This is a genomic window from Dyadobacter sp. (assembly GCF_039919315.1).
Taxonomy (GTDB): Bacteria; Bacteroidota; Bacteroidia; order Cytophagales; family Spirosomataceae; genus Dyadobacter.
Window position 1 is genome coordinate 53395 of record NZ_JBDSFX010000102.1, and the last position, 25948, is coordinate 79342.

The 25948-nt window shown below is 47.1% G+C and carries 19 protein-coding genes; 13 read left to right on the plus strand and 6 right to left on the minus strand.

Translation table 11 applies throughout. The annotated features are described in order from the left end of the window. Window positions 1–16: 16 nt before the first annotated feature. The 5 genes from ABIO93_RS29785 to ABIO93_RS29805 all read left to right on the plus strand — a co-directional run bounded on the left by ABIO93_RS29785 (window position 17) and on the right by ABIO93_RS29805 (window position 5851). Window positions 17–1522 (plus strand): hypothetical protein, encoded by a 1506-nt coding sequence (locus tag ABIO93_RS29785; protein WP_348073677.1) that lies wholly within the window; start codon window positions 17–19, stop codon window positions 1520–1522. Window positions 1523–1620: 98 nt separating this feature from the next. Continuing rightward, entirely contained in the window at window positions 1621–2172 is a 552-nt protein-coding gene (locus tag ABIO93_RS29790; protein ID WP_348073678.1) for a ferritin-like domain-containing protein, read from the plus strand. Window positions 2173–2188: 16 nt separating this feature from the next. Continuing rightward, window positions 2189–4378 carry a catalase gene (locus tag ABIO93_RS29795; RefSeq protein WP_348073679.1) on the plus strand — a complete coding sequence of 730 codons (2190 nt, stop codon included), beginning with the start codon at window positions 2189–2191 and terminating at the stop codon, window positions 4376–4378. Window positions 4379–4432: 54 nt separating this feature from the next. Further along, window positions 4433–5158: a hypothetical protein gene (locus ABIO93_RS29800; RefSeq protein ID WP_348073680.1), complete on the plus strand. Its 726-nt coding sequence runs from the start codon at window positions 4433–4435 to the stop codon at window positions 5156–5158. Window positions 5159–5182: 24 nt separating this feature from the next. Beyond that, entirely contained in the window at window positions 5183–5851 is a 669-nt protein-coding gene (locus tag ABIO93_RS29805) for a DUF6766 family protein (RefSeq protein ID WP_348073681.1), read from the plus strand. An 87-nt stretch (window positions 5852–5938) separates the two neighbouring features. On the opposite strand, the gene glgX is transcribed toward ABIO93_RS29805, so the two are convergent. Beyond that, on the minus strand, window positions 5939–8116 hold the full coding sequence (gene glgX, locus ABIO93_RS29810; RefSeq protein WP_348073682.1) for a glycogen debranching protein GlgX: 2178 nt from the start codon (window positions 8114–8116) through the stop codon (window positions 5939–5941). A 329-nt stretch (window positions 8117–8445) separates the two neighbouring features. Between glgX and ABIO93_RS29815 the strand changes: the two genes are divergently transcribed. Both ABIO93_RS29815 and ABIO93_RS29820 read left to right on the plus strand, forming a co-directional pair. Next, window positions 8446–9603: a glycosyltransferase family 1 protein gene (locus ABIO93_RS29815; RefSeq protein WP_348073683.1), complete on the plus strand. Its 1158-nt coding sequence runs from the start codon at window positions 8446–8448 to the stop codon at window positions 9601–9603. 2 nt (window positions 9604–9605) lie between these two features. Next, window positions 9606–10805 carry an amine oxidase gene (locus ABIO93_RS29820; RefSeq protein ID WP_348073684.1) on the plus strand — a complete coding sequence of 400 codons (1200 nt, stop codon included), beginning with the start codon at window positions 9606–9608 and terminating at the stop codon, window positions 10803–10805. A gap of 448 nt (window positions 10806–11253) precedes the next feature. Here the strand turns inward: ABIO93_RS29820 and ABIO93_RS29825 are convergent, their stop codons facing one another. Next, window positions 11254–13479 (minus strand): c-type cytochrome, encoded by a 2226-nt coding sequence (locus ABIO93_RS29825; protein WP_348073685.1) that lies wholly within the window; start codon window positions 13477–13479, stop codon window positions 11254–11256. A 133-nt stretch (window positions 13480–13612) separates the two neighbouring features. After that, a complete protein-coding gene (locus ABIO93_RS29830) occupies window positions 13613–14494 on the minus strand; it encodes a transglutaminase family protein (RefSeq protein ID WP_348073686.1) in 882 nt (293 codons plus the stop codon). A 96-nt stretch (window positions 14495–14590) separates the two neighbouring features. On the opposite strand from ABIO93_RS29830, the gene ABIO93_RS29835 reads away from it, so the two are divergent. Next, window positions 14591–14782 (plus strand): cold-shock protein, encoded by a 192-nt coding sequence (locus tag ABIO93_RS29835; protein WP_348073687.1) that lies wholly within the window; start codon window positions 14591–14593, stop codon window positions 14780–14782. A 210-nt stretch (window positions 14783–14992) separates the two neighbouring features. Here ABIO93_RS29835 and ABIO93_RS29840 read toward each other — a convergent pair whose 3' ends face one another. Both ABIO93_RS29840 and ABIO93_RS29845 read right to left on the minus strand, forming a co-directional pair. Then, complete coding sequence (locus tag ABIO93_RS29840) at window positions 14993–17818, minus strand: PQQ-dependent sugar dehydrogenase (protein ID WP_348073688.1); 2826 nt, start codon at window positions 17816–17818, stop codon at window positions 14993–14995. A gap of 95 nt (window positions 17819–17913) precedes the next feature. Then, window positions 17914–18840, minus strand: coding sequence for a LysR family transcriptional regulator (locus tag ABIO93_RS29845; protein WP_348073689.1), 927 nt, complete (start codon window positions 18838–18840; stop codon window positions 17914–17916). Window positions 18841–18917: 77 nt separating this feature from the next. Between ABIO93_RS29845 and ABIO93_RS29850 the strand changes: the two genes are divergently transcribed. Both ABIO93_RS29850 and ABIO93_RS29855 read left to right on the plus strand, forming a co-directional pair. Next, window positions 18918–19670: an MBL fold metallo-hydrolase gene (locus ABIO93_RS29850; protein ID WP_348073690.1), complete on the plus strand. Its 753-nt coding sequence runs from the start codon at window positions 18918–18920 to the stop codon at window positions 19668–19670. Between the two features lie 66 nt (window positions 19671–19736). Continuing rightward, window positions 19737–20564, plus strand: coding sequence for an SGNH/GDSL hydrolase family protein (locus ABIO93_RS29855; RefSeq protein ID WP_348073691.1), 828 nt, complete (start codon window positions 19737–19739; stop codon window positions 20562–20564). Between the two features lie 3 nt (window positions 20565–20567). Here ABIO93_RS29855 and ABIO93_RS29860 read toward each other — a convergent pair whose 3' ends face one another. After that, a complete protein-coding gene (locus tag ABIO93_RS29860) occupies window positions 20568–21179 on the minus strand; it encodes a DUF4468 domain-containing protein (protein WP_348073692.1) in 612 nt (203 codons plus the stop codon). 77 nt (window positions 21180–21256) lie between these two features. On the opposite strand from ABIO93_RS29860, the gene ABIO93_RS29865 reads away from it, so the two are divergent. From ABIO93_RS29865 to purL, 3 genes are all read left to right on the plus strand, one after another. Further along, window positions 21257–21610: a DUF6152 family protein gene (locus tag ABIO93_RS29865; RefSeq protein WP_348073693.1), complete on the plus strand. Its 354-nt coding sequence runs from the start codon at window positions 21257–21259 to the stop codon at window positions 21608–21610. Between the two features lie 2 nt (window positions 21611–21612). Beyond that, a complete protein-coding gene (locus ABIO93_RS29870; RefSeq protein WP_348073694.1) occupies window positions 21613–22089 on the plus strand; it encodes a DUF6644 family protein in 477 nt (158 codons plus the stop codon). 148 nt (window positions 22090–22237) lie between these two features. Next, the gene (gene purL / locus ABIO93_RS29875; protein WP_348073695.1) at window positions 22238–25900 is read left to right on the plus strand and encodes a phosphoribosylformylglycinamidine synthase; all 3663 of its coding nucleotides are present in this window, start codon (window positions 22238–22240) and stop codon (window positions 25898–25900) included. Window positions 25901–25948: the final 48 nt, after the last annotated feature.

Consider the following 25948-nt stretch of genomic DNA (forward strand, 5'->3'; position numbering starts at 1 on the left):
GCTTTCAATTTTTAAAATGCCCTCGATAATGCCATGGATCGTCGTTGACGTAGATAGTCCTTATTTTCAGGATGAGAAGGGGACTGACTGGACACCGGTCGGTCAGAATGACGCGGTAACCTGGCCTGATTTCCAGGGTCTCTTTAAAAGAAAAGACGTGGCCCAGGCGGAGGGACATATGGCTTACCTGGCCGCGCATGGCGTCACCTGCATACGCTTGATGATGGAATATTGCCAAACCGAAGGCCGCTATTTTGAAAAACCTGTGGGCAGGTTTCAGTCCAATATGGTGCAGTTTTGGGATGATCTTTTTTTGCTTTGCGAAAAATACAGTATCCGCGTCCTTGTGACCCCGTTCGATACTTTTTGGATGGCCAGGCGCTGGAAATATCATCCCTATAATCAACTTTTAGGCGGGCCATGTAAGAGCAAATGGCAATGGTTGAGCTGCCCGGATATGCTATCCGCGCTGAAAGAAAGGTTTACTTTTTTCATTGAGCGATGGGGAGGAAGCGGGGCGTTGTTTGGATGGGATTTGTGGAATGAGATCAGTCCTGTGCATGCTGGGAAGAGCATTGAGAATTTGGGTAGGTATATTGATGACATTAGTACGCACATCCGGGAAAAGGAAATGCAATTATTCCAAAAATCCCACCTGCAAACCATTTCCGCTTTTGCACCCATCCTCAACGAGCCCGGTATGAACGCTCTCGTATTCCAGCATCCGCTGCTCGATTTTGCCTCCACTCATTTTTACGAGCCAGGCTCTATCGACTACCCCAAAAATGTCCATTCAGCAGCAATCACGACCGGTCGGATGGTGAGGTATGCTCTTGAACTGCTTCCTGCGGGTCGTCCATTTTTTGACAGCGAACATGGCCCGATCGCCTATTTTCGAAGAAACAAAAAAGGCCTTCCCGAAGACTTTGATGACGCCCATTACCTTCATATGCAATGGGCACACTTCGCGTCAGGGGCCGCAGGCGGTGGGATGCGGTGGCCATACCGGCACCCGCACGTGCTGACACACGGTATGCGACGGGCACAACAGAACCTGTCAGCGTTTGTGCGCCTGATCGACTGGAAAAATTTCAGAAGGGTGAATTTGAATGAAGAGATCCTCGTCAACAGACCTTCTGTCCGGGTTTTCGGATGTGGGGACAGCAATCAGGCCATTATCTGGCTGCTATATACGGGTAGCAACAAGGCCAAAATTAAGCTTAATGAGCAGCAACATCTTGTGAGCCTTTCGGTTCCGAATCTGGACGACGGCCATTACCGGGTTGTTTTTTGGGATACCAAAATGGGAATTGCCGACCAGCAAATCATCGCAAAGTCGGGCATTCATCTGCATATTCGACGCGTAGTGGATTTAGGAAATCTGGCGATTGCGATCCAACATTACCTACCTCCGGCCAATGATCAAACTCCCGGGAAGGGAGGGACCCTTCCAAAACACAAACAGAGATGGCAAGGAAAGGGTAGTCACCTAAATTTATCTATAAGACCTGCATTAGATTAATTGAAAGCCAGGTCGACAAGTATAAAATATTGCTCAATAACCACAATTAAGTGGAACGGCTTTTGTACCAGAAGTTATTCAACATAACTATTTCCCATATGAAAAACGATACAGGTTCAGAGCCTAAATTTAAAACCAAAACTTCCGCGGGAGCAGAACCTGCCTTGATGGAATTGTTTGTGGACTGCCTCCGCGATATTTATTGGGCAGAAAACCACCTTGTAAAAACACTTCCTAAGATGATCAAGTCAGCTACCTCCCAAAAGCTGGCTGATACGATCCAAAACCATTTGGAAGAAACTGTCGAGCATGTCAGCAGGCTAGAAGTTATATTCGATCTGTTGGGATTGGAAGCTATCGCTAAGAAATGTGATGCAATGGAAGGTCTTGCCAAAGAAGGTGAGGGCATCATTGAAAGCACCGACTCAGGGACGGCGACGCGCGATGTGGGGATCATACTGGCATCTCAAAAAGTGGAACATTACGAGATCGCTACCTACGGCGGCCTGGTACAGCTGGCCACAACGCTTGGCCTTGACGAAGTTGCGGAAATACTTGCACAAACTTTAAATGAAGAAAAACTTGCCGATGAGCTGCTGACTGAGGTAGCTGAAAACGATGTCAACTATAAAGCGGCTGACGAAGCTTGACTTAACCAACAATACTATGGCGACCAAAAAAGAGGCTGATCAGTCCTCGATACAGCAGGAAAATGATAAAACAGCCAGTTTGGCCCCGCATACTGCGGACGCCACGGGCGAATTGATGAATACCAACACCGGTCTGCGCATTAATGACGACCAAAATTCTTTAAAGGCGGGTGAAAGAGGAGCAACGCTGCTCGAAGATTTTATCCTCAGGGAAAAAATTACGCATTTCGACCACGAGCGTATTCCTGAAAGGGTTGTTCATGCAAGAGGATCGGGTGCGCATGGCGTTTTCAAGGTTTACGAGCCAATGGCTAATGTGACCAAAGCTGGTTTTCTGAATGACCCTTCCATCGAAACACCTGTTTTCGTAAGGTTTTCGACAGTTGCCGGTTCACGTGGTTCTACCGATCTGGCTAGGGATGTGCGCGGGTTTGCTGTGAAATTTTATACACAGGAAGGTAACTTCGACCTGGTAGGAAACAACATGCCTGTGTTTTTCATCCAGGATGCCATTAAATTTCCCGATCTGGTTCACGCCGTGAAACCGGAGCCGGATAATGAAATGCCGCAGGCCGCTTCCGCTCACGATACCTTCTGGGACTTTATATCCCTTATGCCGGAATCTGCCCATATGATCATGTGGGCAATGAGTGACCGTGCTCTTCCCAGGTCCTACCGCATGATGGAAGGATTTGGCGTTCACACCTTCCGCTTTGTTAATGAGGAAGGCGTATCCAGTTTTGTGAAGTTTCACTGGAAACCTTTGCTGGGAGTGCATTCAGTAGCATGGGACGAAGCGCAGAATATTTCAGGCAAGGACCCCGATTATCACAGAAGAGATTTGTGGGATGCGATCGAAAGCGGGAATTTCCCGGAATGGGAATTGGGCGTGCAAATCGTACCGGAATCCGATGAATTTAAATATGAATTTGACCTCTTGGATCCGACCAAGCTGATCCCTGAGGAACTTGTTCCCGTCAAGAGGATTGGCAAACTGACATTGAACCGGAACCCGGATAATTTCTTTGCGGAGACCGAACAGGTCGCATTCCATTTAGGACATATTGTACCGGGCATTGATTTTACCAATGACCCGTTGTTGCAAGGCAGGTTGTTCTCCTACACTGATACGCAGCTGACCCGGTTAGGCGGCCCTAACTTTCAGGAGATTCCTATCAATCGCCCGATCGTAGACGTTCGTAACAATCAGCGGGACGGCTTTATGCGGCAGACCATTAACAAAGGCAAATCCAGCTACAACCCCAATACGATTGGCGGCGGGTTTCCTGCCCAGGCAAAAGCATCGGAAGGTGGATTTACTTCCTATCCCGAAAGGATAGATGCCAGAAAGGTCAGGGCGAGAAGTAAAAGCTTTTTTGACCATTTCAGTCAGGCGAAATTGTTTTTTAACAGTCAGTCCGATCCCGAGAAAAACCACATTGTGGACGCGCTCAGCTTTGAATTAGGAAAGGTTAAAAGCGTCGAAATCCGCGAGCGTATGCTGGGTATCCTGTCCCTGATCGACAAAGGACTTGCTGCCGAGGTTGCTTTTGCGCTTAGGATGCATGTACCGGAAGATCCGAAACTGCCTGTCAACCACAGCATTCCCGCAGATGGGGATCCGGCAGACTATGATTCCTTTATTTTCGAATCAACAGTCAGTATCTCTGATGCATTAAGTATGGTCAATACCATCAAGGATAGCGTCAAAACGCGTAAAATCGCATTTCTTGCAGCTGATGGTGTCACGGAATCGTCGTTGATAACGGTTAAAAATGCATTGATAGCAGCGGGCGCGGTAGTGGAGGTGATAGCGCCAAGACTGAATTATGTCATTTCTGAAAATGATGTACACATACCGGTAGATCATAGCTTTTTAACGGCTGCTTCGGTACTATATGACGCTGTCTACGTTCCTGGTGGGACAAACAGTGCTGCTACCATTGAAGCGGATGCGGACGCTGTTCATTTTCTGAATGAAGCCTTTAAGCATTGTAAGGCCATTGCAGCCGATACGGGAGCGATCCAGGTGTTGGAGGCCACTTATTTCGGTAAAAAGCTGCCTTCGGAATTTTCTGACCAGACTGTACTAAAAGAAGGCCTGGTGGTTCTGGAGGATCCTGCGGAACTTGCGGACAAGTTTATCCTTGCTATTTCCCAACACCGTTTCTGGGATCGGGAGAAGCCCCGAAAAATTCCTGCATAAGCGTAAGATTAGCCGTCTGGGTAAAACCAGGCGGCTTTTTTAAACCAGACATCTATGAATCTATTTTGCAAACTTTCTTTTATTCTATTGCTCATTTGTGGTCCATTTTTCGGATCTGTTGCCCAATTAACAGTATTCAATGTATCGTCTTCGGATATTACCGATTTCCGGAAAGTAAGTGTGCAGCAGCAGTTTGAGGTCGATGATCAGATTGAATCTTCCACGACATTCACTTATGGTTTGGGCAGAAACTGGGAGATTGGTATGAACCTGATCAACCTGAATTTTAGTTTGAAAGACCGTCAGTTTGAATTTAATGATACTTCCACAGCGATCCCGTTTTCGCCATTACTGCTGGTCAATGCGCAGAAAGTTTTCGAATTGAGTGATCAATTATCCTTTGGAATAGGAGGTGTGGGCGGAAGAACGCTGGTGTCACATCATCATGGCAGTTTCGCATACTTTGGCTACGCTAACCTGGCCTACTCAGCAGGCCTTGACGGGCAATATCAGTTTGCAGCCGGACCATACATCGGTAACCACAGATACCTGGGTGATGGGCCTTCGTACGGCGTACAGGCAGCGTTTGATGCTGGTATCTGGTATAAAAAACTTCATTTGTTAGGCGACTGGATATCGGGCAGTCACCAAAAAGGAAAGCTGTCACTGGGATTTGGAATTTTCCTGGCAGAGCGTTTTCCGGTATCGTTTGGCTGGCAGCGAAGCAATGATGACGGCGCTCAGGCAGGTGTTATTCAGTTCACATTTTTGCCAAAGTAAACCTAACAATAAAACAATTTGATCATGAAGCCATCTTCTAAACATTCATTTTTTTACAGAAACGGGTTAGGTATGCTCTTTCTATCACTGTTCGTGGTGACATTGGGTGCTCAGGCTCTTACAGGTTGGCAGGAGCACAACGCCGAACGCGAACAGGATCATGCGCCTGCAATGGCCTTTTCCGAATACCTGCAAAGCGGACATTTTATTTCAGCAACATTTGAAAACTTCGAAAGTGAATTCCTGCAAATGGCATTGTATATCATGCTGACCGTTGGCCTTCGCCAGCAAGGTTCAGCCGAATCCAAATCACTCGACGAGCCAGAAGAAGTCGATAGGGAGCCAAAGCCCGGGCCGGACGCTCCATGGCCGGTGCGGAAAGGAGGGATAATCTTAAAGCTTTATGAAAATTCACTATTCATTGCGTTCGGCGTTTTGTTCTTGATAAGCTGGTATCTTCACCTCTATGGAAGCTGGATTGACCATAACGATCAGCAGGTGCTGAACGGCCTGCCCCAGGACACGCTGGGCAACTACCTGACGCAGGCCAATTTCTGGTTTGAAAGCTTCCAGAATTGGCAAAGTGAATTCCTGTCAATAGCAAGTGTCGTCCTGTTAACCATTTTCCTGCGTCAAAAGGGTTCGCCGGAGTCGAAGCCAGTGGATGCAGCACATTGGGAGACTGGGAAGTGATTAGATATAGGTTCGTTTCGTCCGTCGCGCGTGTTTTGATTTGGTTCCATTGTTTCAAATTCTTTTAACGACGATTACTATTAAAAATCATGCGAGTGATCGGCACGTTAATGCAACCACACAGTGCGCCAGCACATTGAGCTTGTCACCGGATGCAATAATGTATTCGTTGTCCCCGATAAAGTTTTCTGCTGTATTGATCACAATGTGCCAGTTGGAGCCGCATTCATCGCCTGGCAATACGAAATCGAGCGGCTTGTCACCAGTATGGAAAATGATGTAAAAATGTTCGTCGGTGACCTTATTGCCGTTCTTGTCAACACACCTGATACCTTGTCCATTCAGAAAAACCCCAAAGGAGCGTGCCGAGCCCCCTTCCCACTGCTGATCGGAGATCTGGTGTCCATCCGGTCGGAACCACATAATATCTTTTGCATCCGAGCCAGTCACCGGCAAATCCTGGAACCAGCGCCGGCGCCGGAAGGTAGGGTGATCTTCGCAAAACCGGATCAGCGACTTAGTGAATTCCAATAGCTGCTGGTCGGCCGAACCCCAGTCAAGCCAGGATATTTCATTATCCTGGCAGTATGCATTGTTGTTACCGTTTTGGGTTCTCCCAATTTCGTCACCCGCAACCAGCATGGGTACGCCTTGTGATAGGAACATGGTGGTTAATAGATTTCTTTTTTGTCTGTTTCTGAGCGCAATAATCTCCGGATCGTCCGTAGGGCCTTCTACACCACAATTCCACGAATGGCCATTATCATCGCCATCCTTATTGTCTTCGCCATTAGCCTCATTATGTTTTTCGTCGTAGCTCACCAGGTCATTGAGGGTGTACCCGTCGTGAGCGGTAATCAGGTTGATACTGGCAGTGGGCCTGCGATAATCACCCTGGTACAGGTCTGGACTGCCCGTAAAGCGCTGGGCAAATGCTGTCATCTCAATATCGCAGCCACGCCAAAAATCACGTATCTGGTCGCGGTAAACGCCGTTCCATTCTCCCCAGCCAGGAGGAAACTTGCCGACCATATATCCCTCTTCCCCAATATCCCACGGCTCGGCGATGAGCTTCACCTGTGAAATCACCGGGTCTTGATGTATGATGTTAAAAAATGAGCTGAGTGTGTTAGTATCATGCAAGGTGCGCGCCAGTGCCGCCGCCAGGTCAAACCGGAAACCGTCCACATGCATTTCAGTTATCCAGTAACGGAGACTGTCCATGATCAATGCAAGTACATTGGGAAGCTGGACGTTCAGCGTGTTGCCTGTACCCGTGTAGTCCATGTAATGCCGCTTATTGTCCTCCATCAGCCGGTAGTAGGAAGCATTATCCAACCCTTTGAATGAAAGCGTCGGCCCCATGTGGTTACCTTCCGCAGTATGGTTATACACCACATCCAGGATAACCTCCATCCCAGCCTTATGCAGCTCACGGACCATTTCCTTGAATTCAATGACCTGCCCACCCGGCTCTCGGTTGCTGCTATACCGGGCATCCGGTGCGAAGAAGCCTAATGTGTTGTAACCCCAATAATTCGTCAGTCCTTTTTCCAGTAAATGCTGGTCTTCTACAAAATGATGCACGGGCATCAGCTCAACAGCAGTCACGCCCAGCGCTTTCAGATATTGGATGGAAGCAGGATGGGCTATTGCAGCATAGGTACCGCGGATCTGTTCCGGGATCTCTTCCCGACGCATAGTAAAGCCCTTTACGTGGACCTCGTAAATGACCGTACTATGGTAAGGAATTTCAAGACGGGTGTCTCCTTGCCAGTCAAAGTCAGGGTCAATGGCCACAGCCTTAGGGATAAAATTCGCACTGTCGCTGTCATTGAAACTCATGTCTTTATCGGGGCCTTCGATTTGATACCCGAAAACCGCGTTATCCCATCTTACGGTGCCGTTAATGGCTTTTCCGTATGGGTCGAGCAATAGTTTGTTAGGGTTAAAACGGTGACCTTTTGCAGGGTCATATGGCCCATATGCCCGGTATCCATAAAGCTGGCCGGGTTTGAGTCCGGGCACATATACGTGCCAGATGTGGTGCGTAACTTCCTCAATTTTGATTTTGATGTATTCGTCCTGTTCATTTTCCGGTTCAAACAGGCAAAGCTCGATACTGTCGGCATTCTCGGAAAAAATGGCAAAGTTGATGCCTTCTCCATCCCACGTCGCACCGAGGGGATAAGGTTCGCCCGGCAGCGTTTTTACTTTCAGCTCACCAGGTGATTCCAGTAATTGATTTTCGATATGTCTTTCCATAGTAGGTGTGATGTTACTTCTCTAATGAGATGATATTGCCAACTCGGAGCGACATCGATAATTTTCGTGCCAGGCGCGGTATCAGTTTTAGGTTGGAATTTGAATGCGGTACCATAAGATAAAACCCTGTCCGTAGTAACAACTGTGGAATTCGTGAAGCGTCTGAGCATCAATTGCACCGAAATTAATTTGCATGGGAAGATTCAGCCGCAGTGAGATCGGATAAGCTGCATTATGACCTCCTAAACACTGGTTTTTGCCGAGTCGGAGTCGCTGGCATAGTTCTTATTGATTGGTGTCAATTTTTACTAAGCACTTATCATTTAGATATGACCATCAACTTACAAAAAGACCTGCTTTGTTTTTCTCATCTGAGATGGGATTTTGTGTTTCAGCGCCCGCAGCACCTGATGACCCGCTTTGCTGACATCGCTCATGTGTATTTCCTGGAAGAACCTTTTTATGATAGTCCCGGGAGCCCCTACATTACATTTGAAAGAAAGCTAGAAAACCTGTCTGTCTGCGTGCCTCACTTGCCAGCAGGCGCGACAACGGAAGAAACCATCAACATGATGAGGGCGCTGCTCGGATCTTTTTTTGAAGATCGCGACTGCCGCAACTTCATCTTTTGGTACTACACGCCCATGGCTTTCGAATTTGCAAAATCATTTACACCAGACACAATTGTCTACGACTGCATGGACGAGCTGTCGGCCTTTAAATTTGCACCGCCAAGGATTAAGTTTATTGAAAAGTTGCTGCTCAGACAGGCTGACGTTGTCTTCACCGGAGGCGTCAGCCTTTATGAAGCGAAAAAGACTAGCCACCATAACATTCACCCATTTCCAAGCAGTATTGACAAGGCCCATTTTGAAGCAGCCAGGGCAGCCATGCCTGAACCAGAAGACCAGGCCTCTATCACTGGCATCAAGCTGGGTTTTTATGGGGTGATCGACGAGCGGTTTGATCAGGAATTGATCAGAGAAATTGCTATCAGACAGCCGGATTGGCAACTTGTACTGATCGGCCCCGTGGTGAAGATTGATCCAGCTGCATTACCAGTTGCCGATAACATTCATTACCTCGGATCCAAAAGTTATCAGGAGTTGCCTGCATATTTATCAGGCTGGGACGTTGCGCTGATCCCGTTTCTTCTCAATGAATCCACGCGGTTCATCAGCCCTACGAAAACGCCTGAGTACCTCGCCGCCGGAAAGCCCGTAGTATCTACTGCGATTCGCGATGTCGTGCATCCGTATGAACAAATGGGATTGGTGAGCATTGGCAGTGATGCCGAGACGTTTATCTCGGCCATCAAGTACGAATTGAAAAAGTCGGAGGACAGGCAGTTGCTGCAAGCCGTAGATGAGTTCCTTTCTGATAAGTCGTGGGAGGATACTTTTACCGCAATGGTAGAATTGATGCTGGCGGTCAAACGTCAGAACAACTCGGTTGTGCTTGTCACTGAGTTGAAAAAAGCCAGCTAGCCATGTGTATAGCAACCAAGCACATGCGCAGTCCATTTAAAACTTTCTGGATGGCCGGGTTTGAATGCACCGATCAGCTCAATGCGAGCGGTGACAGGGTAGACCTCCTCCAAATGACCGGGCACTTGGCGCTGATCCGTGAAGACTATTTACGGATCAGCTCTTTGGGCATTCGCACAGTGCGAGAAGGTATCCGATGGAGTGTGGTAGAGTACAAGCCCTACCATTACAATTTCGATTTTGTACTGGATATGATGCATGCCGGAAGGGAATATGATGTGCAGCAGATCTGGGATATTTGCCACTTTGGATACCCCGCTGATCTTAGTCCGTTCCACCCGCATTTTACATCCCGATTCGTGGCGCTTTGTGAAGCTTTTACCGTTTTTTATATCAAGCATAATCCCGGGAAGCTAATGTATGTGACTCCTGTCAATGAGGTGAGCTTCATTTCGTGGCTAGGGGGTGAGGTAGGAGGGACAGTGCCGTATTGCACGAAGAATGGCTGGGAATTGAAATACGCATTGGTGCGTGCATATATCGCGGCATCAAAAGCCATGAAGCGGATCAGTGGACTGGTCAGGATTGTCACGACTGAGCCGCTTGTCAATATGGTACCTGGTCTTTTTCCAACCGATGAGGAACTGGCTCTGGCCCAAGTTGAAAATGAACAACAATTCCAGGCCATTGATATGCTTTGCGGGCGAATCTGCCCTGAGCTGGGTGGAAGCGGGGATCTGGTGGATGTGTTAGGTTACAATTACTATTATAACAACCAATGGACCATCGATAGCCACGAAGTTTTGGGTTGGAATGATCCCGTGCATGATCCCCGATGGCGACCACTGGCTGATCTCCTTGAAAGTGCCTATTACCGATACGGGAAACCCATTATTTTATCTGAAACCAGCCACCCCAAAGAAGACCGGCCGCTATGGATCGAAATGATCACATCTCAATGTGCGGAGCTCATCGATAGGAATGTACCATTGCTGGGTGTTTGCATTTACCCGATCATTGATAGGCCCGATTGGGACCGACTCGACGTCTGGCATCACTCCGGAGTCTGGGACACGGATTTTTCAGGTCCCAACGCGCGTGTACTACATCATCCGTCAGCTATGGCCCTGCTAGCCGGGCGGAAGTTAATCGATCAGAAACTGGAATTGAAAGCCTCGGCACCGGCAAGGGAATGGCAATAAAAGGCAATGCGACTGAATTTCCACAGTTACTGATCTTATCGCCTTACTAAGCCCCTGCGTTTTTTTTCTCGCCAGATGCCCGTGCAAAAAGTGATTTTGTATAATCCACTCTGACCGTCGCTGGCATTTGCTCTATTTCATTGATTTGGCTTAGGAAGATCAGTTTGTCTGGGGCCGGTAAGAGCAAATATGCTTTTAAGGCCTTTAATATCTTATTTGTCATGTCTGGAAATGTTAAAGTGAGTTACAAAGCTCCAATGGAGGTTGTTCCATCTTAATCCAGGCTAAGAATGGATTGACTCGCAGCGAGCCGGGGCGGAGAGAGTTCTCAGATTAACTGATTAGCAGTAAGATACGTATATTTTGAATGGAAAACAACTTTTTTACCCCGGCCGGATCATTTCCGGCCGGGGTTTTCATACTTGCTATAAAAGATTTTTAAAGCAACCTACTGCGCCTTTTTCTCCAAGAGCTCTTCCAATGTCCATGCTCTATCACGTCCGGAAGTCTTCTCGCGGATCGCTTTTACAGCGTCCGGGCGGATGGGAGGGGCATTTGTGAATTCGTGCCTCACATAGCTAACCACTGAGGCAATCCATTGATCATCATTATCTTTCATAGCGGGCATTTCGCTAGGGTAGGTCTGCCCATCGACAGGGCCCGAAAGTCCTTGCAGCAAAATATGCACCGAGGCATCCGTATTTCGGGCCAGCCTTTTGGAGCCTGCCAATGGAGGGGCGGTTTTGCTAACCAGTCCTTTTCCATCGGCGCCGTGACAGGTAGCGCAGAGCGATTTATAAATGATCGAACCGTTCATGACCAGCGTACGGTCACCCGCATCCAGGCGGCCCAGGCGAAGACCAAATTTTTTGGCATCCTCATTCTTCTCGATACTCCTTACGGCCCGGGCAAACACCGGATTGCCATTCGATGCACTCACCAGTTCATCCGACAGCTTTTTTGCCTCCGCAGACTGGCTGTATGCAAGCGAAAAAACAAGCTGCACGCGCACGTCGCTACTTGGGTCAGTTTTAAGGGTGGCAAGGTTACTGATCAGCCCATTGTCTTTTTTAAGAAACGATTCTGCTAATCTTACAGCCGCTTTCCTGATTTCAGCATCTTCATCTTTCAGGGCGTTGGCGATAGCATGATGGTCCAGGGCGCCCAATCCCTCCAAGGTCTGCAATGCATGCAAGCGAGAAAGCGCATTAGACTTGCCGGTTTGGCTTGCCAGGATCGTTTTTAACACCGGTACCACCGATTGATCGTTGCGAACAATAAGCTCTTTCTGCGCATTGTCGCGCCACCAGCCATTGGGGTGGCCCAGGTATGTGACGAGTTTGGCAGCGGTTTCATCCAGCATATGAGGCTTTGGCCCGGGCTTGATGCCATCGTATACCATTCGGTAGATCCTTCCATGTTGAATGTTCTTGTCAAGCCCCAGACGTTTGATCTGAGGACGCAGGTAGCTATTGGGACCTGTCCAGTTTCCTTCCTGTATGATCCCACGGTTCATGTCTACCAGGTACAGGCAGCCGTCGGGGCCCGTGTACATGTTCACGCCCCTGAAATTCATGTCGGTTGAAGCGATGAATTCTTCTTTCTGATAGGCATTTTCAAGGGTGATCTTACCGTCTTTGTTGATCACTTTGGCGCGCCGGATCAATCGGCCCACAGGCTCGCTGATCAGGAGATCGCCCTGCAGATCGGCCGGGAGCCTGTCGCCGCGAAAAATAACCTGCCCGCAACTGGCAGTGAAATGGTTCAATGTCGTATCCGGGCGCAGTCGTTTCAGGCCGCCTTCTACATCGGGTGTTTTGATAATAGGCCAAACGTCATTGAACTGCTCGCTGTACTGATCGTCAAATTCCATTCTTCCGTAAATAGGGTTGATCTGAAATCCCAGGGCCGGCACTTCACCCCCGGCCGAAGAGAAGAACAGCCTTCCATAATTGTCATGGGTAATGCCCCATTGCCCGTTCGAACCGCTAGGGATAGAATCGGGGACCAGCATGTTGTTTTTGTAGCGAAACCTGACGGGATCCACGGCCATATAAATCCAGTTGTCAATATTCCAGTCTAGACCGCTTCGCTGGTGTTCAAGGTTGCCGGGCGACTTTTTGCCGGGCGTATAAACCGCCCGTTTCACATCGGCCACTCCGTCTTTGTTAGTGTCTTTGTAACTAAAAACATCATAAGTGTCTGTTTCATTGACCAGTACTTCGTCGCCAACACATAAAAGCATCCTGGGTAATAACATTTTATCGATAAAAACAGAGCTTTTATCCATTTTGCCATCATTGTTGGTGTCTTCCAGGAGCATTACCCGGCTAGTGGGCGCGTGCTCGTCCGTCCCTTCCACATCCTGCATGTAGGTGTTAAGCTCGGCTACATACATACGCGCATTCCCATCCCAGGCAATCGCGACTGGCTCGTGGATCATTGGCTCGCTGGCCACAAGTTCCAGATGGTAACCTTTGGGAAGTTTGAAAGTTTTAATACTTTGTTCCGGTGTAAGATGCGCGGGTGAAGGGTCCGCTGTGAACGCCGGAATGGCATTGACCGATGCGTCTGTGGTAGTAAGGAGGGTATCCGGTGTGCTCTGGCGCGAAACCTGACAGGTAACCATCACAAAAGCAGTGGCAAGCGTGACTAAGCCGATTTTTTTGTTCATAAAATGATTTTATCTATCCATATTTAAACAATAAGTCACCACATCGCCGCATTTAACGTGCTGCTGTGTTAAAGTTTGATTAACTCCGGGATAGACGGCCGGAATGTGGTCGAACATGCTGACTGACCTGCTTTCAGGAAAGTGGAACTGCCTGACTATTTCCAGTGGAAAGTTTTGTGACCGAGCTGTGATAGTAGATCGAGGATTGGCACGGATCAGTAGTACCAGTCACTGCGGCCGCATCCTCTGGGCGGGGCGTACAAGCAAGCGGAATGTGGCCTTCACTGGTAAAAAGTCCAGAGGTTGCGTCGAGCCCTATCCAGCCCGCGCCGGGAATAAATACTTCCGCCCAGGCATGCAAATCGACGGATCCAATGCTTGCATCACCTATAAACTGAACAAGATAACCCGATGCAAAGCGGCTGGCCAGACCCAGATGGCGCAATACCTGCACCAGTAGCCAGGCAGAATCCCGGCATGCGCCCATGCCGCTCTCCAGTGTCTGCTCGCAGGTTTGAATGCCTACCTGCATTCGTTGCGTGTATCCGACATGTCTGTATATGAGCTTGTTTAGTTCGACCAGAAAGCCAATGGTATCGCCATTCAATGCTTTTGCTTCCTGTACCAATTGTGTGATGCGCGGTCCCCAGTCGAGGATTTCAGTGTAGGAAGCCAAATCGCTTTGAATGCGGGCAGGATAAAAGAAAGGGAAAGACTGTGCAAAATCATCAAGCAAAAAATCAAAGGGATTATATGGATTTAATGTCGCGTCCAGCCTGACTTCCAGCGACATGCCATTGATAGCTTCGGAAAAATCCGCCCTGGCGATAAAGTTGCCAAACAAATCCTGCTGCCAATGAATGTAATGAGTAGGCGGTAAAATGGTTAGTTGGTAGCTGTTAATGACGGCGTGGGAATGTGCGGCTGGCCTGAGCCGAAAGAGATGCGGAGAGAGAAAAACCTTCCGGTCATAAACATATTCCGTTTTGTGATAAATAGATACCGAGAGAGACATAATGTAACAAGAGTGAATAAAATACTGAATTTAATCAATTTATGTAGAAAATTTAGAATTTTGTATTATATTTGCAGCTTAATAAAAGATAAAATAATGCAAGAAGGAACTGTTAAATTTTTTAATGAAGCCAAAGGCTTTGGTTTTATTTCTCCTACAAATGGTGGGGACGACATTTTTGTACATTCGTCGGGTTTGAATACTGACATTCGCGAAAATGATAATGTGTCTTACGAAGTAGAAAATGGTAGAAAAGGATTGAACGCGGTTAACGTTAACGTTATCTGATTTTCGATCACATAATCATTGTGGAAATCCTCCTGAGCAAGGGGGATTTTTTTGTGCCCTACCTAGAAAACAGCTGTTTTCTAGCTGCATTGAAGTCACATATTATTAGCCTGAAAAGATTCGGTACGCCGGATCTAAACGAAGTGATCGGCTAAGAAAGGCTTTTGCTTTCCTAGCCGATCGAAGGCGTGTTTGAATCAAACTATGTACCTACTGCTGAAAAGTAATTTTTGAAAACGAAAACAAAGGTTCAATGGACTTGGCATTATCGTTTTTGAAAACCAGGTACAGATCATGTTTTCCTTTAATATCACGGAGCGTAATGTGAATCGGAGGCCTGGAAAAACGATTGGCCGGTGCTTTCGCCGGAGTAGCTGGCTTCGCATTCTTTTTCTCGCTCTCCATTTCTGCCATTACTTTGGCGATATCTACTTCCGGTGCGATTTCTACGTTTTGCTGACCAATGATTTCTCCTGTGGGTGAGTCAAGCCTTACTTCAATGGTACCACCCACACTGCCTTCGCGCTTTTGTGCCGCAGCATTCAATTCGAGTTTCTGTATTCCTGAAAGGTCGATGCTTTTGAAACCCAGATAACTCTTGTCAAAACTTACTACACTGAAACCTTGCCCGGCCACTCCCAGCGCTTTTAATTCTGCGCCTTTCACAACGGAGGCTTCGGCAGCGAAGATCTCAGGGTCTCTTAGCACGATCATTTCCTCGGATGTTTGCGCAGGAATGGCCTTGTTGTTGCCCACGGCCCGGTCAGTGTACGCCGCCCTGATCAGTACGGTGCCTTTTCCATTGTCGCCTTTAGGGATATCGGGCGTGTAATCACCTTTAACGGCCAATGTACTTAGTGTCTTATCCGTGCTATTCAGTATGTACTTCACGATCACGTCCACGTCGGCCACAGGCAGACTTGGGTGCGCGGCCATCGCTACCTCACCCCAAACGCCTGAACCACCTTCCCGTACCTTTTTTACGAGCTTGTCAAGCGCCCCGCTCTGCCCTTTGTATTTATTGGAAATATCTGCAAATGAAGGGCCGACAGATTTGGTATTAGGCTGATGGCAGACTTTACAATCACTTTTTCCCATCAATACCTGCGCTACCGCGAACTGCGTGGAAGCATCCACACTGCGTTGGCTCTGAATGACCTCTGCGTAGTCAAATCCCTCCGAAGTGTAATCAATGCTGATGGCTACCTGCTCAGGTTTGATCTTTCCGGCAGCCAGGCTGCCATCTTCTTTATCGTCCACATCCACTTGGTAGCGAATCGGTTTACCGGCAAAGAAAAATGTTTGATTTCCATCCAGATCCACGGCAACTTTTGGCGGCTCATTCCCCGCAATGATCTTTATTGACTTACTGTTGCTGGATCCTTTTGCATCGGTAACAGTAAGGCTGGCTGTATAAATACCTGGTTTGTCAAAAGAAATTTCAGAACTGGCAGTCGTAAAGGTTTTCACGGTCTTGCCGGCGCTGGTGATTTTCCAGCTGTATTTCAATGCGTCACCATCGTAATCCTTGGTTCCTTCCGAAGAAAGTTTTGCCTTAAATGGCACGGTACCGCCTTTTTTATCCGTAGCAATTTCCACAAGTGGCTTACGGTTGCCGCCATTGTATTCGATTCTGACCAGGCGGGAATTATCGCTTTTGCGAAACCAGTTGCTTCCATATTCGAGAATATACAAGTCACCGTCGGGGCTGAATTTAATATCAATCGGCTGAACCGGGTGGTAGTTTGGTAATACCCTTTCCATGGACTGGTAATCGCCTTTATCATCCATTGTGATCGCCATGATCCAGCCACGTGAGAAGTCGGCAGCGATCCATTTGTTCTCATAATATGCTGGCCAGGGACGTTTTGGGCTAATGAAATCCGATTGATGGTAGACAGGACCACCGGTAGCACTGCGCGATCCTGAGCCAACAAGTGGGAACTTCTCAGACACGCCATAGGGATAATATATAAATGAAGGTGCAGTCGGGAAAAGTTCGGCCAACCCAGTATTGTTCGGGGAATTATTGACCAGATTTTTAGGATCTTTTTTGGCGAGGGGCTTGTCTGCGGCATAGTCGTAAACCGGGAATGCCTGGTCGTTACCCACAAACCATGGCCAGCCGAAGTTGCCGGGTTTTTTGGCCTGGTTCATTTCATCATAACCCTTTGGGCCGATCTCCGAGTCTTCGCCAGCGTCGGGCCCTACTTCACCCCAGTACACGTACCCTGTTTTGCTATCTACGGAAATGCGCCATGGATTTCTGTGGCCCATTGAATAGATTTCCGGACGCGTTTTAGCGGTTCCTTTCGGATAAAGATTTCCATCCGGAATCGTATAGGTACCGTTTGCCTCAGGGTGTATCCTTAATATTTTTCCTCTTAAATCATTGGTATTACCGGCATGTCCCTGGTCATCCCAGCTGCTTCTACCCGGACGTTCGTCGGTTTGTGCGCCTTTCTGGTTACCGGTATTGTTCCCAACTGTCAGGTAAAGATTTCCGGCTTTGTCCCAGGTCATGCCCCCGCCCGTATGGCAGCAAACTTCACGCTGTGTTTCTACTTCCAACAAGGTCTTTTTGGAGGCTTCTACCAGTTGGCCTTCCTTTATCTCCCAACGTCCCAGTATGTGTTTTTTTTCTGTAGGGTGGGCATAGTACAGGTAAATCCAGTGGTTTTTGTCATAATTCGGGTCCATTGTGAAACCCATTAATCCTTCTTCGGCCTCACGCACCACTCCTTCTGCACTCGTATATTTGGTGTTGACAGGGATGGTCGCAATTAAATCCGTTGATTTGGTTATTGGGTCGTATTTTTTCAGTGCTCCTTTTCTTTCGATAATGTAAGCCGTGCCGTCTTTCATCACCTCGAAAACCATAGGTTCGTCCAGGTTATCAGCAATCACAACGGGAGTGAACCTGCTTTCGTCAGGTTTGGGAGTGGTGTCTTGTAAAGTAAAAGAGACCAGAGAAACTGCGCAAAGTGATGCTGCCAGCCGGAGTGAGCTGGACTTTAGTAAGGAAAATTTTATCATTAGCTTAAAAATGGTTAGATCGATCTTGTGGTAATATTGTGAAAAAATTGATCAAATCAAAGGGGATATTGTCTGACCGCACCACATTTAATAACCTACGGTTGCAACTGATCCTGACTTTGCAAGGCTTCCTGAACCATCTTAACGAGTTGGGTCAAAGATTCGTCGTGGGTCTTACGTGTGCATGCATACCAGGTGCGCCTGCCTGCCCCTGACCGGAATGGCAGAATGCTGAGCCCCGGCGTCTGTTCGTATTGTCTTGCTACCCACGATGCCATCACCGTCACGCCCATCCCGAAACGGACCATTTCTACAATCGCCTCAGTGAGTGGTACAGGAGTTATTTTTTGCGGAGAGAGACTCTCAATGAAGCCCTTGGTTAAAACGCTGTCGGGTGCTCCCGCGAAATAGGCGATCAGGTTTTCAGCATTGAGATCGCTGGTTTCCAGGGGTGTATTGCGAATGGCGAGTGGATGTTTGGAAGACATCAACACTACCATTTCGTCATCAAAAAGTGGTTCGTAATGTAATCTTGCATCGGCGGGAGCGTGACTCACAATGGCCAGTTCCAGTTGTCCGGTTTCCAGGTATTCCATCGGTCTGCGGGTTGCGTCGGCCACAATCTGCACATTGATGTTGGGATATTCTCTATTAAAATCCGCCAGAAGAGGAGGCAGCCAATGGTAGCAAGTGTAGCATTCGGTACTGATGCGAATGGTTTGAAATTTTCCCAAACGCATTTCCTCCAATTCCGCTTCCAGCTCCCTGATTATCGGCAGTATTTTTTCGGAGCCGGAAACAATTTTTTGGCCCGCTTCGCTCAGTACCAGCTTTTTCCCAATACGATTAAAGAGCTTTAAGCCGGCCACAGTTTCCAGGTCCCTGATCTGGTGACTAAGGGCAGACTGCGTCAGGTTCAGTTTTTCTGATGCTCTGGTCACTGAGCCTTCAGAGATTATTTTTTCAATGATATAAAGATGTTGAAGTGTCAGCATAGTTGTAGATTCATGAATATTTTTCATTAATTCTATAAAAATAAATCATTTTACTCATATATATCTAAAGAATTACTTTTGCACTGTACCAAATGAAAAGTAAAATGAAAATTCAAAGATTGTCCTGGGCAGGCTTAAAAATCGAATCCAATGGTCAGGTCCTGCTAATTGATGCTGTTGAAAATTACCAGGGAGGAAGTGCGGGAATCGGCCCGGAAGACCCATATATTTTCAGTGACCATACCAAAGCGGATGTTATTTTATTGACGCATTTACATTCCGATCACTATGATAAGGATCTGATCAATGCTACCCTGAAACCAGATGGAAAGTTGTTCAGTTCCGACCAGATCACCGCTGAATTGATCAACGACGGCTTGAACCCCACCGGCCTGGCCCTGGGTGCTGCCCATACCATTGGAAACTTTACTATTACGCCTGTTTTTGGAATGGATGGGATTGGCGACAAACAGGTATCTTGGGTAGTAGAGGATGCGGAACACCGGATATTGCACGGTGGCGACACGATCTGGCATAATCAGTTCTGGCATATAGGAAGGACATTCGAGCATTTCGATGCGGTATTTCTACCGATCAATGGCGTGGTACTCAACATTCCTCGACTGGAATTCAGTCCGGTACCCATTACCCTGAATCCTTTTCAGGCCGTGGCCGCGGCAAAATTGCTTCATGCAGAAACGCTCGTTCCGATACATTATGGCTTTAATAAGCCGGGCACCTACGATCAATATCCCGGAATGCTGGAAGAACTGGCACGGTCTGCCGAGCAGCAAGGCGTAGAGGTCACGTTGTTGGAGCCGGGCGAATTTGTTCCGCTGCCAGAAATTAACAGGTGACAGGAGGAGTAAAAAACGACCGGATCAGGATTACTATATTCGGTCGTTTATGCAATCCAATCATTCATGAAGAAACTTGTCCTGCTCGTTTTAATAGCTTTAACATTTAGCGGGGCTGCCCGCAGGAAAATCACCTGGGTCGCCATCGGCGACTCGATCACCTACCTGAATGACCATCAGAACGAAACAGGTAACCGCGTCACAAAAGGTTATCTCACATTGATCAGCGAGAAATATCCTCGTGTGCAATACATTAACCAGGGGCATAATGGCTGGACATCCATTAATATCGCGGATAAAATTGAATCGCTCAATCTCGAAACAGCAGATGTGTACACGATTTTTCTGGGTACCAATGACTGGTGGCAGGGCCGCCCGCTAGGTACCATTTCCGATTTTGAGCAAAATTCGGGTACAAGTTCAGTTTATGGCGCTTTTCGTATCATTGTCGACAAATTGAAATTGCTCAATAAAAAGGCGAAGATCATGCTCATCACGCCTATGCAGCGGGGAGATTTTGTGTATATCAATAGCGCCAAAAACAATGCATATGGCTCATATAAGGCTAAAAAAGAGCAAAGTTTGGAACAATTTGCAGATGCAGTGGTGGCCATTGGCAAGCATGAAAAATTTCCGGTGGTGGATCTCTATCACGACAGCGGCATTGATCTAAACAACATGGTGAACTTCAAAAAACTGAAAGATCCGCTGACAGGCAATTATAAAAACTACACTTATCCCGAGTATACCACCATCCCGTTTAACCCGGAAACGGACGAATATCCATACCCGGTGGAAGCCGTTAACATGACTTACGACGGGCTGCACCCGTCAGATAAAGGTTACGAAGTGATCGCCGAGCAGCTGGTCAAAAAATGGAAAGGACTGAAATAGCTTTTACTGACCATCCTTGGACGTAATTGACACTTTGAGGCTGCCAAGAAGGTTGTACATGGTGTTATTGATGCTTTCATTGTCAGCTTTGGCAACTTGCAATGCTTCTTCTGCTGATTTCTTTTTGCGAGCAGTTTCCGTTTTGACCAGTATCTCTTTTGCAGTAATGATGTCATTTTCTCTGGGTCCAAGCCTGGCCGGACTGCGCATCGTTGAGACCCCGTCCAGTTTTGAAATTTTGGCTACATATTGATGGTCCTGGCAATCAATGCTTAGATCAAACCGCAAGTATTCGTACAGCGAGTGCGATACGGGTACGTAGCTGGTTATGAGCAATTTGCCGGACTCCTGATTGCTGCCAGTTACAGCGTTTTCGTAGTTGCCGAAAGTTTTGCTGACCCATTCCTGAGCCTTTTTATAAATTTCCGCCTTACCCAATTCAGGCTTTCCCAAATCGGAATACTGGATATTTTTTTCGCCGTCTAGTGGAAGTAAACCGTCCTGGCTGAACGCCTGCTGGCATAGGAAGGTTAAAACGATTAAGATGGTATATTTCAAAACTTTCGGAAAATGGTTATCCGGTAAATATAGTTGAAAAGCTTTTTCGAAGGGCATTCAGGGTTTCGGTGTCGGTTTTAGTTTTTAAAGTCATTTTAATCGGTTAATTTTAACTACACTAAACTCAGCAGGTTATGACTCGGTTAACAAAAATTTCATTGGCACTAGCTTTTTTGTTTTGTGCATCTTTTACATTTCTACATCACGGTTGGGCAGATTACGATCAGACCAAACCGATGGATTTTGAGACGAAAATCGAAGAATCCATTTATGAAAATCCGCATGTATTGGCGAAGGTGAAATACAAGAAAGAGTTGATCACAGTCTTTCTGGCACCGACTAGCCGGATGACCGACCGCGGGCTGACTGGCGATATGATCACAAAAGGAACCTCGGTAAGACTGGTTGCTTATCCGCACAAAACAGAGAAAAACGAGATGCGTGCAGAAAGGATATTTGTCGACGGCAAGAAATTTGAACTGCGTTAATTGTGCTTGAGAAACTTGAATGGCTGGAAAAAACCACATGGGCTGTCGGTATCAGGCAGTCCCTGTGGCTTTATCCGGCGTTGGAAATCATTCACATTGTTGGTATCGTGATGCTGGTAGGGGCGGCCTTCGTGTTCGATCTGAGGCTGCTGGGTTATTCTAAAAATTTGCCCGTGAATGGTCTTGCCAGGCATTTGCTTCCATGGTCGCAGCGAGGTTTGATACTAATCATTCCATCCGGGATTTTACTATTTATCACCAACGCAAAAGCGCTCGGTACTGATTTTACGTTTTGGTTAAAAATGGCTTTGCTGGTAGTAGCAGCATTAAATGTGTTTGTCTTTCACCAATTTATTTTCAAAAGAGCATCCAACACTCAATCCACACAAGAACTCCCGGTTTCCTCCAAATTATCAGCTCTGGTATCGATCATTATATGGATTGCAGTCATTGCCTGCGGGCGTCTGCTGGCTTATTAGAGTAAAAAAGTTAACCTCAGTTTATAATTTAGGCTTTCCCAGGAACAACGTAACATCTTTCGACTGTTACAGAAACAGAAAGCAATTTTTATCCTTCAAATGGGCATCGGGGAAAAATTAAATTACCTTTGCACCATAAAACGATACCATGATTTACTTCTTCGCCGACGATCACAACACAGTTTTTGCATTACAAATAGAGCGAACGCTCACAGCCTCAGATACTTCAAAATTAACATGGCTGTTCGGTGGTGCCCAACTTCAAAGCCAAACCATCATCGCTGATTTCTTTGTCGGCCCGCGCGCTGCCATGATTACGCCGTGGAGTACCAATGCAGTTGAAATTACCCAGAATATGGACATTCAGGGCATTGTTCGCATAGAGGAATTTAAGCGGGTAGAGGCAGATTTTACGGATTTTGATCCAATGCTTTCGCAAAAATACAGCGAGCTCAACCAGGAAATTTACACCATCAGCATTCAGCCAGAATCGATACTGGAAATTGCTGACATTGCTGCATATAATAAGGAGGAAGGGCTTTCACTGAGTGATGAGGAAGTTGAGTATTTGAATACATTGGCTGAAAAATTAGGCAGAAAATTGACTGATTCGGAGGTTTTCGGTTTTTCACAGGTCAATTCAGAACATTGCCGTCACAAGATTTTCAATGGTACATTTGTCATTGACGGCGAGGAGCAACCTATATCGCTGTTCAAACTGATCCGCAAGACTTCTGAAACCAACCCGAACTCGATTGTATCAGCTTATAAGGATAATGTGGCTTTTATAAAAGGCCCCGTAGTTCAGCAGTTCGCGCCCAAACGGCCGGATGTCCCTGAATACTATGAGATAAAAGACTTTGAATCAGTGCTTTCCCTGAAAGCGGAAACGCATAATTTCCCGACCACCGTAGAGCCTTTCAATGGAGCTGCTACAGGTTCAGGTGGAGAGATCCGTGATCGGCTTGCAGGCGGGCAAGGTTCATTGCCTTTGGCCGGAACAGCCGTATACATGACCGCACTTTCACGTTTGGAAGAAAACCGTCCATGGGAAAAAGGAGTCGAGGAAAGACAATGGTTGTATCAAACACCGATGGATATCCTCATCAAGGCTTCCAATGGCGCCACTGATTTCGGTAACAAGTTTGGTCAGCCTTTGATCGTTGGATCGGTACTTACTTTCGAACATGAAGAAGAAGGCCGCAAGCTGGGATATGACAAGGTAATCATGCAGGCGGGCGGTGTTGGATACGGAAAAGCTAATCAGGCCAAAAAAGCCAAGCCGCAGGTAGACGATAAAATAGTGGTACTGGGTGGTGAGAATTACCGGATCGGAATGGGTGGTGCGGCAGTTTCTTCGGCCGATACCGGCGCATTTGGTTCAGGTATTGAGCTGAATGCAATCCAGCGCTCCAATCCCGAAATGCAGAAGCGTGTTGCCAATGCGGTTCGTGGAATGGTAGAGAGCGGTAATAATACGATCGTTTCCATTCACGATCATGGTGCAGGCGGGCATTTGAATTGCCTGTCCGAGCTGGTAGAGGAAACTGGCGGAAATATTGATCTGGATAAATTACCGGTAGGTGATCCGACGCTTTCGGCCAAAGAGATCATTGGTAATGAATCCCAGGAACGTATGGGGCTGGTGATCAGCAAAGAGAACATTGAAACTTTACAGAAAATCGCTGACCGGGAAAGAGCGCCGATGTATACAGTCGGCGATGTGACAGGCGATCACCGGTTCACATTTGAGTCTGCCAAAACAGGCGCCAAACCGATGGACCTGAAAATGGACGACATGTTTGGTAGTTCACCCAAGGTAGTAATGAACGACAAAACGGTTGAAAGGAATTATCAGCCGGTGAAATATGAGATTTCCAGACTGCATGAATATTTGGAACAGTTGCTGCAACTGGAAGCTGTCGCCAGTAAGGATTGGCTTACTAACAAGGTAGATCGCTGCGTAGGCGGCCATGTTGCAAAACAGCAATGTGCAGGCCCTTTGCAATTGCCTTTGAATAACGTCGGCGTAATGGCACTGGATTTTCAGGGTAAGGACGGTATCGCTACCTCGATAGGCCACGCGCCACTTTCTGCGCTGATCGACCCGGCCGCAGGTAGCCGTAATGCGATTGCAGAGTCACTTTCCAACATCGTATGGGCGCCCTTGAAAGACGGATTGACCAGCGTTTCTCTTTCGGCTAACTGGATGTGGGCTTGTAAAAATGAAGGCGAAGATGCGCGTTTATACAAGGCCGTGAAAGCTTGCTCAGAGTTTGCCATCAACCTGGGAATCAATATTCCCACGGGCAAAGATTCGCTGTCGATGAAGCAGAAATACAAAGGCGGCGATGTGATCGCACCGGGAACGGTGATTATTTCCGCAGCCGGACATTGTGATGACATTACTGCGGTGGTAGAGCCGGTTTTGAAGAAAAATGGTGGGGCGATCTATTACATTAACCTCTCAGGAGATAGCTATAAGCTAGGCGGCTCATCATTTGCTCAGATTTTAAATAAAATTGGTTCTGAAACCCCTGATATTCAGGATGCAGAACAATTTAAAAATTCCTTCAATACCATTCAACAATTAGTAAAGGAAGGGAAAATCCAGGCGGGCCACGATATCGGTAGTGGTGGTTTAATTACCACCCTATTGGAAATGTGTTTTGCTGACCGTGACTTAGGCGCGAGTATTGAGCTTTCCGGGCTTGGTGAACAGGATATTATTGAAAAACTTTTTGCCGAAAATATTGGCATCGTTTTCCAGGCTGACGAGTCGGCAGAAGCGATTTTGCAGGCAAACCATGTTACTTTCAATAAAATTGGAACAGTGAATCTGGCTGCTACCCTGGTAGTGAAAGATTCGGCCAACAGCTGGAATTTTGACATTGAAAATTTACGTGATATCTGGTTTAAGACCTCCTATTTACTGGATAAAAAGCAAACCAAGCCAGGACTGGCAAAGGAGCGTTTTGATCATTATAAAAATCATCTGCTCCGGTATAAATTTCCTGCAAAATACGACGGAAAGAAACCTGTAATCGACGCTGCCAAACCGCGCCCGAAAGCTGCGGTACTTCGTGAAAAAGGTAGTAATTCAGAAAGAGAATTAGCCAATGCAATGTATCTGGCTGGTTTTGATGTGAAAGATGTGCACATGACTGACCTGATCTCGGGCCGGGAAACGCTCGAAGACATTCAATTTATTGGCGCAGTAGGAGGGTTCTCCAATTCCGATGTTCTGGGTTCTGCTAAGGGCTGGGCCGGAGCGTTCCTTTACAACGAGAAAGCTAAAATCGCGCTGGAAAACTTTTTTAAGCGAGAGGATACCTTATCTGTAGGTGTTTGTAACGGATGCCAGCTCTTCATAGAATTGGGACTGATCAATGAGAACCATGAAGAAAAGCCAAAGATGCTGCACAATGCGAGCGGAAAGCACGAAAGTATTTTCACTTCGCTGACCATTCAGCCCAACAAATCTGTGATGCTGTCTACTTTGGCAGGAAGTACACTGGGTGTTTGGGTGTCACACGGTGAAGGAAGGTTTGATTTTCCATACGCCGAGGATAAATATAACATCGTGGCCAAATACGGTTACGAAACATACCCGGCAAGTCCCAACGGATCTGCTTTCAACACGGCGATGATCTGTGACGAAACTGGTAGACATTTGGTAATGATGCCGCACATAGAAAGATCACTTTTCCAATGGCACTGGGCGAATTATCCAGAGGGACGAAAAGATGAAGTTTCTCCGTGGATGGAAGCTTTTGTGAATGCCCGCAAATGGATTGAGAAGGAAAATTAAAAAGATTTTCAAATGTAGGCCCGCTGTTTGCAGCGGGTTTTTTTATTG

Excerpts from the sequence above, each read along its gene's own strand:
- ABIO93_RS29785 (WP_348073677.1), top strand. The coding sequence starts at position 17 with ATGCCCTCGATAATGCCATGGATCGTCGTTGACGTAGATAGTCCTTAT.
- ABIO93_RS29790 (WP_348073678.1), top strand. The coding sequence starts at position 1,621 with ATGAAAAACGATACAGGTTCAGAGCCTAAATTTAAAACCAAAACTTCC.
- ABIO93_RS29795 (WP_348073679.1), top strand. The coding sequence starts at position 2,189 with ATGGCGACCAAAAAAGAGGCTGATCAGTCCTCGATACAGCAGGAAAAT.
- ABIO93_RS29800 (WP_348073680.1), top strand. The coding sequence starts at position 4,433 with ATGAATCTATTTTGCAAACTTTCTTTTATTCTATTGCTCATTTGTGGT.
- ABIO93_RS29805 (WP_348073681.1), top strand. The coding sequence starts at position 5,183 with ATGAAGCCATCTTCTAAACATTCATTTTTTTACAGAAACGGGTTAGGT.
- glgX (WP_348073682.1), bottom strand. The coding sequence starts at position 8,116 with ATGGAAAGACATATCGAAAATCAATTACTGGAATCACCTGGTGAGCTG.
- ABIO93_RS29815 (WP_348073683.1), top strand. The coding sequence starts at position 8,446 with ATGACCATCAACTTACAAAAAGACCTGCTTTGTTTTTCTCATCTGAGA.
- ABIO93_RS29820 (WP_348073684.1), top strand. The coding sequence starts at position 9,606 with ATGTGTATAGCAACCAAGCACATGCGCAGTCCATTTAAAACTTTCTGG.
- ABIO93_RS29825 (WP_348073685.1), bottom strand. The coding sequence starts at position 13,479 with ATGAACAAAAAAATCGGCTTAGTCACGCTTGCCACTGCTTTTGTGATG.
- ABIO93_RS29830 (WP_348073686.1), bottom strand. The coding sequence starts at position 14,494 with ATGTCTCTCTCGGTATCTATTTATCACAAAACGGAATATGTTTATGAC.
- ABIO93_RS29835 (WP_348073687.1), top strand. The coding sequence starts at position 14,591 with ATGCAAGAAGGAACTGTTAAATTTTTTAATGAAGCCAAAGGCTTTGGT.
- ABIO93_RS29840 (WP_348073688.1), bottom strand. The coding sequence starts at position 17,818 with ATGATAAAATTTTCCTTACTAAAGTCCAGCTCACTCCGGCTGGCAGCA.
- ABIO93_RS29845 (WP_348073689.1), bottom strand. The coding sequence starts at position 18,840 with ATGAAAAATATTCATGAATCTACAACTATGCTGACACTTCAACATCTT.
- ABIO93_RS29850 (WP_348073690.1), top strand. The coding sequence starts at position 18,918 with ATGAAAATTCAAAGATTGTCCTGGGCAGGCTTAAAAATCGAATCCAAT.
- ABIO93_RS29855 (WP_348073691.1), top strand. The coding sequence starts at position 19,737 with ATGAAGAAACTTGTCCTGCTCGTTTTAATAGCTTTAACATTTAGCGGG.
- ABIO93_RS29860 (WP_348073692.1), bottom strand. The coding sequence starts at position 21,179 with ATGCCCTTCGAAAAAGCTTTTCAACTATATTTACCGGATAACCATTTT.
- ABIO93_RS29865 (WP_348073693.1), top strand. The coding sequence starts at position 21,257 with ATGACTCGGTTAACAAAAATTTCATTGGCACTAGCTTTTTTGTTTTGT.
- purL (WP_348073695.1), top strand. The coding sequence starts at position 22,238 with ATGATTTACTTCTTCGCCGACGATCACAACACAGTTTTTGCATTACAA.